This is a genomic window from Parafannyhessea umbonata (assembly GCF_900111255.1).
Lineage (GTDB): Bacteria > Actinomycetota > Coriobacteriia > Coriobacteriales > Atopobiaceae > Olsenella_J > Olsenella_J umbonata_A.
The window spans coordinates 150,062-162,500 of the sequence record NZ_FOGP01000004.1; the positions used below are offsets into that span (position 1 = coordinate 150,062).

General features: G+C 61.5%; 11 protein-coding genes and 1 tRNA gene. 9 read left to right on the forward strand and 3 right to left on the reverse strand.

Going from position 1 to position 12,439, the window contains the following annotated elements; translation table 11 throughout:
* The first annotated feature begins 166 nt into the window (after positions 1-166).
* Positions 167-844, forward strand: a complete 678-nt coding sequence (locus tag BMY31_RS06325) for a transaldolase family protein (protein WP_078687271.1) — start codon at positions 167-169, stop codon at positions 842-844.
* Between the two features lie 64 nt (positions 845-908).
* Here the strand turns inward: BMY31_RS06325 and BMY31_RS06330 are convergent, their stop codons facing one another.
* Positions 909-1,784, reverse strand: coding sequence for a DeoR/GlpR family DNA-binding transcription regulator (locus BMY31_RS06330; RefSeq protein WP_078687270.1), 876 nt, complete (start codon positions 1,782-1,784; stop codon positions 909-911).
* A gap of 237 nt (positions 1,785-2,021) precedes the next feature.
* On the opposite strand from BMY31_RS06330, the gene BMY31_RS06335 reads away from it, so the two are divergent.
* From BMY31_RS06335 to BMY31_RS06360, 6 genes are all read left to right on the forward strand, one after another.
* Positions 2,022-2,474: a PTS sugar transporter subunit IIA gene (locus BMY31_RS06335; protein ID WP_091009203.1), complete on the forward strand. Its 453-nt coding sequence runs from the start codon at positions 2,022-2,024 to the stop codon at positions 2,472-2,474.
* Between the two features lie 65 nt (positions 2,475-2,539).
* Entirely contained in the window at positions 2,540-4,012 is a 1,473-nt protein-coding gene (locus tag BMY31_RS06340) for a PTS ascorbate transporter subunit IIC (RefSeq protein ID WP_078687268.1), read from the forward strand.
* Between the two features lie 192 nt (positions 4,013-4,204).
* Positions 4,205-4,486 carry a PTS sugar transporter subunit IIB gene (locus BMY31_RS06345; protein WP_091009206.1) on the forward strand — a complete coding sequence of 94 codons (282 nt, stop codon included), beginning with the start codon at positions 4,205-4,207 and terminating at the stop codon, positions 4,484-4,486.
* A 78-nt stretch (positions 4,487-4,564) separates the two neighbouring features.
* Positions 4,565-5,419: a transketolase gene (locus tag BMY31_RS06350; RefSeq protein ID WP_078687266.1), complete on the forward strand. Its 855-nt coding sequence runs from the start codon at positions 4,565-4,567 to the stop codon at positions 5,417-5,419.
* Entirely contained in the window at positions 5,419-6,378 is a 960-nt protein-coding gene (locus BMY31_RS06355) for a transketolase family protein (RefSeq protein WP_091009209.1), read from the forward strand. Before BMY31_RS06350 ends, BMY31_RS06355 begins: the two co-directional genes overlap by 1 nt.
* A 268-nt stretch (positions 6,379-6,646) precedes the next feature.
* A complete protein-coding gene (locus BMY31_RS06360; RefSeq protein WP_091009298.1) occupies positions 6,647-9,595 on the forward strand; it encodes a beta-glucosidase in 2,949 nt (982 codons plus the stop codon).
* A gap of 225 nt (positions 9,596-9,820) precedes the next feature.
* On the opposite strand, the gene BMY31_RS06365 is transcribed toward BMY31_RS06360, so the two are convergent.
* Together BMY31_RS06365 and BMY31_RS06370 are read right to left on the reverse strand one after the other, a co-directional pair.
* Positions 9,821-10,381, reverse strand: coding sequence for a LemA family protein (locus BMY31_RS06365; protein ID WP_078687264.1), 561 nt, complete (start codon positions 10,379-10,381; stop codon positions 9,821-9,823).
* A 131-nt stretch (positions 10,382-10,512) separates the two neighbouring features.
* Positions 10,513-10,603, reverse strand: a tRNA-Ser gene (locus BMY31_RS06370).
* 61 nt (positions 10,604-10,664) lie between these two features.
* On the opposite strand from BMY31_RS06370, the gene tadA reads away from it, so the two are divergent.
* Complete coding sequence (gene tadA, locus BMY31_RS06375) at positions 10,665-11,240, forward strand: tRNA adenosine(34) deaminase TadA (protein ID WP_078687401.1); 576 nt, start codon at positions 10,665-10,667, stop codon at positions 11,238-11,240.
* Positions 11,241-11,366: 126 nt separating this feature from the next.
* Positions 11,367-12,347 (forward strand): threonine ammonia-lyase, encoded by a 981-nt coding sequence (locus tag BMY31_RS06380; RefSeq protein ID WP_078687263.1) that lies wholly within the window; start codon positions 11,367-11,369, stop codon positions 12,345-12,347.
* The last annotated feature ends 92 nt before the right edge of the window (positions 12,348-12,439 follow it).

The window sequence follows — 12,439 nt, forward strand, 5'->3', positions numbered from 1 at the left end:
TATTGTACACGCCCTTGCCCGCGATTGTCTCCGAAGCTTCCAAGGCGCACATATTCGCATGCAATACCGTCGCCGATTGGTCCTGCCGGACGCCTTGCTGCCGCGATTACAATGGGGCCGTTCTGTGGGCGGCTTGGCCGTCGGGCTGTTTTGAGAAGGGCGTGCAATGGATTCGTTTGAGCTTATCATCGACACTGCGGACCTCGACGGGATTAAGGAGTGCGATGACATCCTGAACGTTCAGGGTGTAACCACAAACCCAACCATCCTCACCAAGACCGGAAAGCCTGCGGAGCAGGCGATTCAGGACATCATCGACTACCTTCGCCCCGACCAGAAGCTCTTCGTGCAGGTCGTCGCGACGGACTATGAGTCGATCATGGACGAGGCGCGCTACATCGCCCAGCTGCGACCCGAGAACATCTACACGAAGATCCCCGTCACCCATCCGGGTCTCAAGGCCATCAAGCAGTGCGCGAGGGAGGGCATCCCCACGCTCGCCACGGCAATCTACAGCTCTGATGCCGCGTTCATGGCGGCGCATAACGGAGCAAACTACCTGGCCCCTTACGTCAATCGCATGTGCAACTATGGCAACGGCGTCCAAGACGTCATCGATCTCATCGACATGCTCGCCATACAGGACTCCGACACCAAGGTGCTTGCGGCCTCGTTCAAGAACGTCGACCAGGCGCACCAGCTCATCGCCGCTGGCGCGCAGGCGCTGACGCTCCCGCCCGATGTCGCCCTGAACCTCGTTGCCCACCTGGGCACCCAGTTTGCGGTCGACGAGTTCTCGGCCAACTGGGAGCGCGCCTACGGGCGCACGACGCTTCGTGCCTAGCGCTCGTGCTTCTGACACTTAGCAACGTGAGGGCTTCGATGACCGAAGTCGTCGGGCCCGTTTCTTACTGAAGGGGAGGAAGGGCGCGGAGGGTCGGAATGGCAAGCATCTGGAGCTTGCGAAGGACTTCAGGGTCCTGGGCGTCGGTGATGACCGCGGAGAAGTCCGAAAGCGACGCAAAGCGATATGCTCCGCGCAACTTGAACTTGGCCTCGTCTGCCAGCAGAAACTTGTACGAGGCGTTGTGGATGACGCGCTCCTTGACCGAGCCGCTGTCGATGTTGTTCGAAGTCACTGCGGCACGGTCGAGGTCCACTCCGCTGGCGCCTATGAACGCCTTGGCAAACAGGAGCGGCTCAAGCAAACTGACGGTCGCGGACCCCACGAACCCGTTGAGCTGAACGTTGAGGTAGCCGCCGGTTCCGAGTGCGGTGACATGGGGAAGGTTGGAGAGCGTCCGCAGAATGTCGATCATGTTGGTTGTGACGATGACCTTCTTGTCGCCCTCGGCGATCAAGCGGGCAAGAATCGCATTGGTTCTCGAGACGTCGAGGAAGACCGAGTCCCCAGGGTTTATCTCTAGGTAGGCGCGCCTTGCCACTGCAAGTCGGGCGAGGTAGTTGGCCTGGCTGCCCTGGCCGAGCCGCTGGGCGTCGATGTCTGGGGAGACGTCGCCCTGCGCATCCGTTGCATGTGCCGCGTTCGTAGAGGCATGCGGTGCGTGCTTGGCGTGCGAGCTGGAGCGCGCGTCCTTCTCGTCATCGAGGCGTGTCGCTCCGCCATAGACGCGGATGAGCTTGCCGGCCTTTGCGAGGTCCTGCAGGTCCTTGCGGATGCTGTCGACGCCCACGCCAAAGAGCCTTGCGAGGTTCTCGACCTCGACATGGCCTTCTCGACGGACAATGTCGAGAATCTTTTGGCGTCTCTCACGGCGAAACACGGCGGACCTCTTTCGCGGGCTTATTGCTGCGGGTCGTCCTTGGGCTTAGCTTGCTCAAAATACACTTCCCTAATCCAATTCTGGAACAATCTGGAAGATTTGTCACAAATCGTTCTTGCAAAACTGGAAAAAACTGGAATAGAATGTGACTGTTATTTGAAGTGTACGGTTTGAGCTATGTGTCAATCCACAAATCGTCCCCAAACACTAAGTTGCTCAAGAAAGACGGAGGCTCGAATGAGCGCAATGGAAGAGATGCTCAAGCGCGAGAACGTGCAGATCGTTCAGTCCTGCATCGATTGGGAGGATGCCGTACACGTGGCCGTGCAACCCCTTGTCGATGGGGGATTTGTTACGCCAGCCTACATTGACGGCATCATTCAGAACGCCCACGAGATGGGCCCGTACTTCGTTCTCGTGCCCGACCTTGCACTCCTTCACGCTCGTCCCGAACAGGGGGTCCTCAAGAAGCAGCTGGCCGTCACGGTCCTGCGCGAGGGCGCCGAGTTCAAGCCGGGCGAGCCCTGCCGCGTTCTCGTGACGCTGGCCGCCGAGGACTCTGACTCGCACATTGACGTCATGAGGACCCTCGCGATGATGTTCGCCGATCCGGGCAACATCGAGAAGGTCGCAACTGCCCAGACGGCAGACGACGTCTATCACCTATTCACGGACTTCCCCACGGCGTAAACGGGGATGCCGTAGGAAGTCATGAAAATAGGAATGTAGCAAGAACGCAAAGTAAAGGGGGAACCATGGCAGTACTCGACTTTATAGTCAACATTCTGTCTACGCCGGCTATTCTCGTCGGCCTTCTTGCCCTTCTCGGCCTCTGCCTCCAGGGCAAGCCCGTGGAGGACGTCATCAAGGGGACCATTAAGACCATCGTTGGCTTCCTGGTTCTGTCTGCCGGCGCATCTTTCCTGCAGACCGGCTCTCTGCTCGCTTTCGGTGAGCTCTTCAACTACGCCTTCAACATGCAGGGCGTCGTTCCCAACAACGAGGCAGTCGTTGCGGACGCGCTTCAGAACTTCGGCACCAGCTCGGCCATCATCATGGCCCTCGGCATGGTCCTGAACATCGTTCTGGCTCGTTTCTCTCGCATGCCGTACATCTTCCTGACCGGCCATCACACGCTGTACATGGCGTGCATGCTTGCCGTCATCCTCGGCGGCGCCGGCCACCTCGAGGGCATCCAGCTCTACATCGCTGGCGGCTGCCTGCTCGGCCTCATTATGGTGCTTTCGCCTGCGTACTGCCAGGTTACCTTCCGCAAGGTCACTGGCTCTGACGGCGTCGCGCTCGGCCACTTTGGCGGCATCGGCTACGCGTTCTCCGGCCTGGTCGGCAAGCTGTTCGCGAACGACCCCAACCGCAAGAGCACCGAGGAGATCAACTTCTCCAAGCGCCTTGTGTTCCTGCGTGACACCACCGTCTCCATCTCCATCACGATGATGGTCTTCTTCCTCATCGTCGTGGGCGTTGCTGTCAGTAAGGGCCTGCTCGGCCTCGTTCCCGCTGGCACCGATGCCGCTGCAGCCGCCGAGATTCTCGAGCCCTACGGCATCACCGTTGCCAATTGCGGTGAGCTTTTGAACGTTGGCACCGAGACCACGACCAACTGGGTCGTCTGGGCGCTCACTGCTGGCATGAGCTTCGCGGGTGGCGTCTACATCATCCTCTCGGGCGTCCGCCTGATCATCGGCGAGATCGTTCCTGCCTTCAAGGGTATTGCCGACAAGCTCGTCCCCGGCGCCAAGCCCGCACTGGACTGCCCCGTTGCTTTCACCTATGCACCTAACGCCGTCATCATCGGCTTCCTGTGCTCCTTCCTCGGCGGCATCGTTGGCCTGCTGATCCTCAACGGCATCAACGCCGCCATCCCCGTGGCACTCATCCTCCCCGGCGTCGTGCCCCACTTCTTCTGCGGCGCGACCGCTGGCGTCTTCGGCAACGCCGAGGGCGGCCTGAAGGGCTGCGTTGCGGGCTCCTTCGCCCACGGCCTGCTCATCACCTTCCTGCCCATGATCTGCATGCCTGTCTTCAGCGCTCTGGGCTACGTCGGCACGACCTTCTCGGATGCTGACTTCTCGTGGATGGGCATCGTTTGGGGTAACGCGGTCAACTTCGCTCAGGGTGGCGTCCTTGTTGCCATCTGCGTGGTTGTCTATCTGCTCCCCATCATCTACAACTTCGTCGCTCCCAAGAGGGAGGCCAAGGAGGCCTAGTCTCCTGAGCTAAGGGCAACAAGCGAGCTGTTCACCGGGGTCGGGCCGTTTGGGCTCGGCTCCGGTTCGTATGCCGGGCCAAGTTGTGCGTCTATCGCATTTACGACCGCGCTCAGAGCAAAGTGGGTAGACTATTCAATGTTCTTACATGCTGCCAACGGGGTGGCAATCGTGCCAAAGAAGGAGAACAACATGGCAATTCGCAAGATCATCTGCGCCTGCGGCTCTGGCCTCGGCTCTTCGCTCATCGTTCACATGAACACGGAGGAAGCGGTCAAGAAGCTCGGCCACCCCGAGATCGAGGTCGATCACACCACCATTTCCGACATCAACCCCACCGCCGCGGACCTCTTCGTCGTCGGTGCCGACCTTGGTGACTTCATCTCTAACATCCCCGACGAGCAGAAGGTCGTTCTGAGCAATATTCTTGATAAGGCGGAGCTGGAGGCTAAGCTCGCCGAGCACCTGGGCTAAGATTTGGTCGTCACTTTTGGCCGGACGCCTTGGTGTCCGGCTTATTTTTTTGAGTATCGATATGCGAAGGAGTGAAAAGTGGAAGAGAAGGAACTCAAGAACGTCAAGCTCCTTGCTGCCAAGGTGCGTCGCGACGTTCTCTCGATGCTCCAGCATCGTGGCTATGGTCACGTCGGCGGCTCCCTGTCCCTCGTCGAGGCCTATGCGGTTCTCTACGGCAAGCAGCTGAGGTATGACGCCTCGAATCCCCACTGGGACGAGCGCGATCGCGTCGTCCTTTCCAAAGGTCATGCTGGTCCCGTCATGTACTCGACGCTTGCCGAGTGCGGCTTCTTCCCTAAGGAGTGGCTCAACACCCTCAACGATGGTGGCACCAGGCTTCCGTCTCACACCGATCGCCTGAAGACCCCCGGCGTCGACGCCACGACGGGCTCTCTGGGCCAGGGAACCTCCGAGGCCGTGGGCATAGCCCAGGCCCTTGCCGTGAAGGGTTCCAAGAACTACACCTACCTGTTCGTGGGCGACGGCGAGCTCAACGAGGGCCAGTGCTGGGAGGCTTTCCAGTACCTCGCCGCCAAGAAGCTCAGCCGCTGCATCGTCCTTATTGACGACAACAAGAAACAGCTCGACGGCACCACTGATGAGGTCATGTACAACTTCGACCTTGCCAAGAAGATGGAGTCCTTCGGCTTCAAGACGCAGGTTGTCAACGGTCAGGACGTCGAGGCCATTGACGCCGCCATCGACGTCGCCAAGCAGAATGCTGAGACTGCCAACTGCATCGTCCTCGACACCATCAAGGGCGCGGGCGTTCCCTACTTCGAGCAGGCCGTCTCCAACCACTCTATGAAGTGGAACAACGACGAGATCAACAAGGCCACTGATGAGGCTATCGCCAAGCTTGACGAGGAGATCGAAAGGGGTGAGGCGTAATGTTTAAGCTCGCTGAGGATTGGGGCACCGCTGGAAGGCCCTACCGTGACGCCATCGTCGACACCCTGATCGACATGATGAAGGACAACAAGTCCATCGTTATGCTCGAGGCTGATCTCGGCGGCGCCTCTGGCACCCTCAAGATCCAGAGGGAGCTGCCCGAGCAGTTCTTCGAGTGTGGTATCTCTGAGGCCAATATGATGGGCATGGCTGCGGGCATGAGCTCCGAGGGCCTCATCCCCTTCACGCACACCTTTGGCCCCTTCGCCTCTCGTCGCTGCTTCGACCAGGTCTACCTGTCTGGTGCCTACGCCCACAACACGATTAACATCTGGGGTTCCGATCCTGGCTTCACCGTCGGCGCCAATGGCGGCACGCACACCACGTGGGAGGACGTCGCCCTGATGCGCACCATCCCCGGCTCCGTCGTCGTCGACGGCGCGGACCCCGTCCAGACCGAGTGGGTCGTTCGCGAGTTCGCCAAGACCGAAGGCGTCCACTATCTCCGTACCGGCCGCAAGTCTTCTTACAAGATCTACGAGGAGGGCTCCACCTTCGAGCTTGGCAAGGGCAACGTTGTGAGGCAGGGCTCTGACGTCTTGATCGTGACTGCCGGCCAGCTGCTCAAGGATGCGCTCGAGGCTGCAGAGAGCCTCGAGAAGCAGGGCATTTCCACCGAGGTTATCGACATGTTCTGCATCAAGCCGCTCGACGCCAAACTGCTCCTGTCCGAGTCTGCGGGCAAGAAGGCCGTCGTCACCTTCGAGAACCACGGCGTCATCGGCGGCCTCGGCGACGCATGCGCGTCCTGTCTGATGGAGGCTGGCGTGTCCGTGCCGTTCAAGCGCCATGGCGTGACCGAGTCCTTCGGTCAGGTCGGCACCGCCGACTGGCTGCAGGCTGAGTTCAAGCTTACCGCCGCAGACCTCGAGGAGACCGTCAAGGCTCTTCTTGCCTAAGCCTCGACAAGACCCGCGCAAAGCAGCCTTCGGCTAGACCAAGCAAGATGCCCGTCTGTATTTCAGGCGGGCTTTTTGTTTACGCGGTCTCGCTCACTTGCGATGCGAGACCGCTGCGAGGCTGTTCACGGGACGAGAAGTGCTTCCGCATTGGTTGCAAGGGGTGCCGCCGTCCTAGAATGGTGGCGATGCAGTTTCGGCAAGTTTGGGGCATGGCGTGCAGAATAAGGCAGAAAAGGGTCGTGTGCGGAGGGTCGTGGTGAGGGCCATGGGCGGTCTGCTGCTGGTCGCGGTCGTTGCGGCGAACGTCGTCGCCGTCATGTATGGCGAGACGATCGACTCGTACCTGGGGTCAGATCGCGTCGACGTGTCCAGGGAGGAGCTGAACGCCCAACAGGCGCGAGACGCCCAACTTGCCGAGGACGTCGAGTCCGAGGGGCTCGTTCTTCTCCAGAACAGGAACCAGACGCTGCCGCTCTCCAAGGACGACACTAAGGTCAACGTCTTTGGCTGGGCCTCCACGCAGTGGGTCTCGGGAGGCTCCGGCTCGGGCGGCGTCGCGGGCGAGTCTGCCGGCCTCCTCGACGCGCTCACGGCCTACGGCGTCTCGTACAACGAGGAGCTCGCGAATGCCTACCGTAGCTTCCAGGGCGAGCGGGCCAACCTGAGCGCCGGGTCGCTCAACAGCCATGACCGCGACTTCTGCCAGCTCTGCGAACCGCGTATGGACGACAAGACCGTCTATAGCGACCAGGTCCTGAATGACGCGAAGAAGTACTCCGACACGGCCATCGTCGTGCTGTCGCGCGTGGCGGGGGAGAGCATCGACTGCCCGCGTGCCCAGTACTGTGTGAACGAGCGTGGCGGCTCGCCTCGGGAGGTCGCGGGCAGGCAGTACCTCGAGCCGTCCCCCGAGGAGGAAGCGCTCATAAGGTACGTCGCGGCCAACTACGACAAGGTGATTGTGCTGGTGAACTCCACCAACCCCATGGAGCTTGGGCTGGTCGAGAGCATCGACGGAGTCGACAGCTGCATGCTCGTGGGAACGACGGGCACCAGTGCGGCGAGCGCCGTGGTAAAGGCGCTCTACGGCGACGTGAACCCGTCCGGGCGCACGACCGACACCTACCCGTACAGCTTCGAGACCAACGCGAGCTGGGTCAACTCTGGCGCGGACGGCGAGGGCTCCTACCTCAACGCGCGGGGATTCTATCCTGCGGACGGAACGACGAACTCGAATGTGGGAACCAGTGAGCCGTACGACGCGGTGCGCTACGTCGACTACGCGGAGGGCATATACGTCGGCTATCGGTGGTACGAGACGGCTGACGCCGAGGGCTATTGGAGCGACGTGAACGACGCCTATGGCACGGGGTACGACGGCGTCGTCCAGTATCCGTTTGGCTACGGGCTCTCGTACACCTCGTTCGACTGGAAGGTCGTCGACCGCTCCTTCGCCCGCGGCGCGCGCGTGGGCGCCGACGACACGCTGAGCATCACCGTCCGCGTCACCAACACGGGCTCTGTGGCGGGAAAAGATGTGGTGCAGCTCTACTACACCAGCCCCTACACGCCCGGCGGAATCGAGAAGTCCTCGACGGAGCTGTGCGACTACAAGAAGACCAACCTGCTCCAGCCGGGTGCGTCTGAGGACGTGACGCTTTCGGTCAGGGTGAGCGACATGGCGTCGTACGACTGCTATGACGCAAACCACAACGGGTTTTGTGGCTATGAGCTCGAGCCGGGCGAGTATTGCCTCGAGCTCAAGCGCGACGCGCACACGCTCGCCCCGTGCAAGGGGGCGCGCAGCAGCGTGAGGGTGGCCAAGGGAATCAAGCTGCAGGGCGACCCCGCGTCGGGCGCCGAGGTCACTAACCGCTTTACCGGGGACGCCTCCGAGGCGGGTATCTCGGTTGACGGAAGGACCACGGGCGCGAACATCACGTACCTCTCTCGCGCGGACTTCAAGGGGACGTTCCCCCGCATGCGTGTGGACGACCGAGAAATGCCCGATTCCCTCAAGCTGTTCAATCGCTATGACTCTGGACAGGCGTATGCGCAGGACCGCTCCGGAGAGGGCGCGGATGCCGTTGACGTGGCATCCCAGGGTACGAACTCGCTGGGTGCCGGGGCCTGCAACCTGTGCGAGAACGGCAAGCTCACCGACCTTGGTCGCGCGTTGGGTCGCGACTACAACGACGAGCGTTGGGACCTCGTGCTCGACCAGCTCTCGCAGAGGGACATGCTGAACCTGGTGCTCCACGGCTACTCGAACTCCGCGAAGCTCGACGCGGTGGGCAAGCCGCGCACCAAGGAGCTGGACGGCTCTTCTCAGGCGTCGTCGTTCAACCAGCTGACGTATGGCGTCGGCTTCCCCAACCCGACCACCCTGGCCCAGACGTGGAACCAGGACCTTGCGCACGACTTCGGCCGAGCCGTCGGAATGGAGTGCGCGATGCTGGGGATCGATGGCTGGTATGCGCCGGCCTGCAACATCCACCGCAGCCCGCTTGGAGGGCGAAACTACGAGTACTACTCGGAGGACCCGCTGCTGTCCGGGCGCATGGCCGCCGCGACCATCCAGGGCTCCGACGAGACCGGAACGTTTTGCTACCTCAAGCACCTGGTGCTGAACGAGCAGGACTCATACAGGGACTCGCTCTACACCTGGCTGACCGAGCAGTCGCTGCGCGAGCTGTACCTCGAACCCTTCCGCATTGCCGTGGAGGAGGGACATGCGACCGGTATCATGAGCTCGTACAACCGCATCGGTGGAATCTGGGCGGGTGGAAGCCACGCCCTGCTGACCGACGTGCTCAGGGGGGAGTGGGGCTTCAGGGGCTCGGTCATTACGGACTACAGCGACCACCATGCATACATGAACGCTGACCAGATGCTGCGCGCGGGTGGCAGCCTCTACATGGACGGCGTGTTTGCCGACGGCTCGTTCGCCCTGCCCACGAACACCGCGAACTTCCAGAGCAACCTGCGGCGCGCCACCAAGGACGTAATCTACGTCTGGCTCAACGCGCGCGCGTGCAACCTTGACTACAACGACGCGGCTGAGCAGGCGGGCGTGGCGACGATAGACAGGCCCATCAAGACGAGGGGAACCTCGCCGGTGATGGCAGCCATTGCGGTCCTGGACGCGGCTGCGGCGATCGCGCTCTGCTTGAAGCTGCGTCGGGTTCTGAGGCGCAGGCGCGAGGCGAGGTGACGATGGCGGCGCTTGGGGAGAAGGGCCTCCAATCCTGAGGGGCGAGGCACTTCTCCCTGGGTGCCCTCCGGTCACCTGGCTCGCATCGCCAGGGACACCTGGTGCTTGGCACTTGGTGCATGACTGCAACCGCCACCAATAAGGGGGGCACCGACCTGGTCGATGCCCCCCCCCTGTCGGTCGCGCCCCACGAAGCGCGCGGCGACGCGTGTGCCTGCGTCGCGGCTAGAACTTCACCTGCGGAGCCTGGCGCGCCGCGGCGTCTGCCACCTCGAAGCCCGCACGGGTCTTGAACTTGCCGCCGCCAAAGAGGCTGGCGACAAGGCTTCCCGGGAAGGTCTCGATCGCGTTGTTGTACTCGAGCACGCAGTCGTTGAAGCTCATGCGCGCGTAGCTGATCTTGTCCTCGGTCTGGCCGAGCTCCTCCTGCAGCTGCTGGAAGTTCGTGTTCGCCTTGAGGTCGGGATAGGCCTCGGCGACGGCGAAGAGCGTCTTCAGCGTTCCGGAGAGCTGGTTGGAGGCCTCCATCTTCTCTTCAGGGGTACCCGCGTTGGCGACGGCCGCGCGCGCCTCGGTGACCGCCTGGAGCGTGCCAGACTCGTGTGCCGCGTAGCCCTTGACGGTTTCGACCAGGTTGGGGATGAGGTCGTTTCGACGCTGAAGCTGCGCGTCAATCGTCTGCCACGCGTTGTCGCAGCGGTTGTCCTTGGTGACAATGCCGTTGTACAGCGAGACGAGCAGGGCGGCGAGTACGACCAGAACGATGACTACGATGATGAGTGCCATTTGTGCCCCTTTCTACCTACGCGTCCGCCGCGCGGGTTTCGCTCTCGGAGTCATAGCGACAGTATACCCGGCGGATATGTCACCCAATACAACAAAAAAGCGGGTCGCCCTAGGCGGCCCGCGAGCAATTATGGCGGAGGGAGAGAGATTCGAACTCTCGGAACGTTATTCGCGCTCGACGGTTTTCAAGACCGCTGCAATCAACCACTCTGCCATCCCTCCAAGGACGTGAGTGGATATATCCTACCTCATAAGGATGCAAACGGAAACGGAGAAGACGCTTATGGTCGATTCTGACGCCTTCCGCCGGGACGCCCAATCTGAGGCTCAGACCGCGCTGGACGAGAAGTACATGCGCCTCGCGCTCGAGGAGGCTCGTGCCGCAGCTAGCGAGGGCGAGGTGCCCATCGGTGCGGTGGTGGCGTGCGGTGGCGAGGTGGTTGCCCGGGCGCACAACCGCCGGGAGACCGACCGAGACCCCTCAGCGCACGCGGAGTTCCTGGCGATGCTGGGCGCCTCTCGCAAGTTGGACCGCTGGCGCCTGACGGGGTGCACCGTATACGTGACCCTCGAGCCCTGCCTGATGTGCGCGGGGCTCATGGTCAACGCGCGTGTCGACCGTTGCGTGTATGGCGCCGGCGACCCTAAGGGCGGGGCCCTGGGCACGCTCTTCGACCTGAGTCACGACGAGCGTCTGAACCATGCCTTTGAGGTCACGCCACACGTGCTTGAGGATGAATGTGCTGACGTTCTTCGCTCATTCTTTCGTGAGTGCCGCCGCAGGCGGAAACGTAGTGCCGCCGAAGCGATCGCAGAGCAGGAGAGCAAGCGTTCTCGCAGGGACGGCGACGATTGCTGACGATTGAGTCTCTTTCGTCAAGATGTGCTACCGCAAGTTGATTATCTGAACGCTATTGGTTATCTTTTGCATTTTTATGCGCTAGATTAGTGGTTGTACATTTTTCGGGCTACGAAGGAGCGGCGCATGAAGGAGTGGTTTACCGCGCAGGGCGTGCGTGATGCCCGCGAGCGCATTCGCAACTACATTCGCGAAACCCCTCTTGAGGAATCCATCTACCTCGACGACGAGGACCGCCGCTACTTCTTCAAGCTTGAGAGCCAGCAGCTGGGCAGGAGCTTCAAGATTCGCGGAGCCCTGAACACCATCTCCCAGCTCAGCGAGTGCGAAAAGGCAAGTGGAGTCGGTACGGTTTCGACTGGAAACCATGGCGTGGCCGTCGCCATGGCGGCCAAGGCTCTGGGCATACGGGACTGCGCCGTGGTCGTGCCGCTTGGCACACCTCACGCGAAGACCGATCGCATTCGCTACTATGGCGCTCGCAGCATGATGCTTGGCGCCGACTACGACGAGGCCCTGACGCTCGGAATCAACTACATCGACCGCGCCGAGATGTTCTACGTCGACCCCTTCGAGCACGATCCTCGAGTGTATGAGGGGCAGGGGACCATAGGGTTCGAGATCATGGAGCAGAATCCCCGGATCGACACCATCGTCGCGCCCATTGGCGGCGGCGGCCTCATCACGGGCATTGCCGTTGCCGCGAAGTCCGTAAACCCTGACGTCCGCATTATTGGCGTTCAGACGAAGGCCTGTCCCGCCATGTCTGATGCGCTTCGCGACGGCGTCTGTTACAGCCGCTACCCAACCAAGGGCGAGACGGTCTGCGAGGCGATCGTGGGCGGCATTGGTGAGATCTCGTTCGAAATGCTGCCCGACCTGGTCGACGACATTATCCTCGTTTCGGAGGAGAGCATCGTCGACGCCTTCAAGTTCATGATCGAGAAGGAACAGCTTGCGGTTGAGGCTGGCAGTGCCATGGTGGTCGCTGCGGCCTGCGAGTACCCCGACCGCATAGGCGGACGAAACATCGCGCTTGTCATCAGTGGCGGCAATATTGATGTCAACATACTCACCAGCGTGTTCCAAGGTCCGCTCGCGTCCTAGGATTCCCTCCCAAATCGCTCGCGAGCCGTGCGGGACCTTCCATCGCAACCTGGTCGATACCGTTCTGCTTACGTTATTGTCACATGGCGGAA

Excerpts from the sequence above, each read along its gene's own strand:
- BMY31_RS06335 (WP_091009203.1), top strand. The coding sequence starts at position 2,022 with ATGAGCGCAATGGAAGAGATGCTCAAGCGCGAGAACGTGCAGATCGTT.
- BMY31_RS06380 (WP_078687263.1), top strand. The coding sequence starts at position 11,367 with ATGAAGGAGTGGTTTACCGCGCAGGGCGTGCGTGATGCCCGCGAGCGC.
- BMY31_RS06355 (WP_091009209.1), top strand. The coding sequence starts at position 5,419 with ATGTTTAAGCTCGCTGAGGATTGGGGCACCGCTGGAAGGCCCTACCGT.
- BMY31_RS06360 (WP_091009298.1), top strand. The coding sequence starts at position 6,647 with ATGGGCGGTCTGCTGCTGGTCGCGGTCGTTGCGGCGAACGTCGTCGCC.
- BMY31_RS06325 (WP_078687271.1), top strand. The coding sequence starts at position 167 with ATGGATTCGTTTGAGCTTATCATCGACACTGCGGACCTCGACGGGATT.
- BMY31_RS06365 (WP_078687264.1), bottom strand. The coding sequence starts at position 10,381 with ATGGCACTCATCATCGTAGTCATCGTTCTGGTCGTACTCGCCGCCCTG.
- BMY31_RS06345 (WP_091009206.1), top strand. The coding sequence starts at position 4,205 with ATGGCAATTCGCAAGATCATCTGCGCCTGCGGCTCTGGCCTCGGCTCT.
- BMY31_RS06340 (WP_078687268.1), top strand. The coding sequence starts at position 2,540 with ATGGCAGTACTCGACTTTATAGTCAACATTCTGTCTACGCCGGCTATT.
- tadA (WP_078687401.1), top strand. The coding sequence starts at position 10,665 with ATGGTCGATTCTGACGCCTTCCGCCGGGACGCCCAATCTGAGGCTCAG.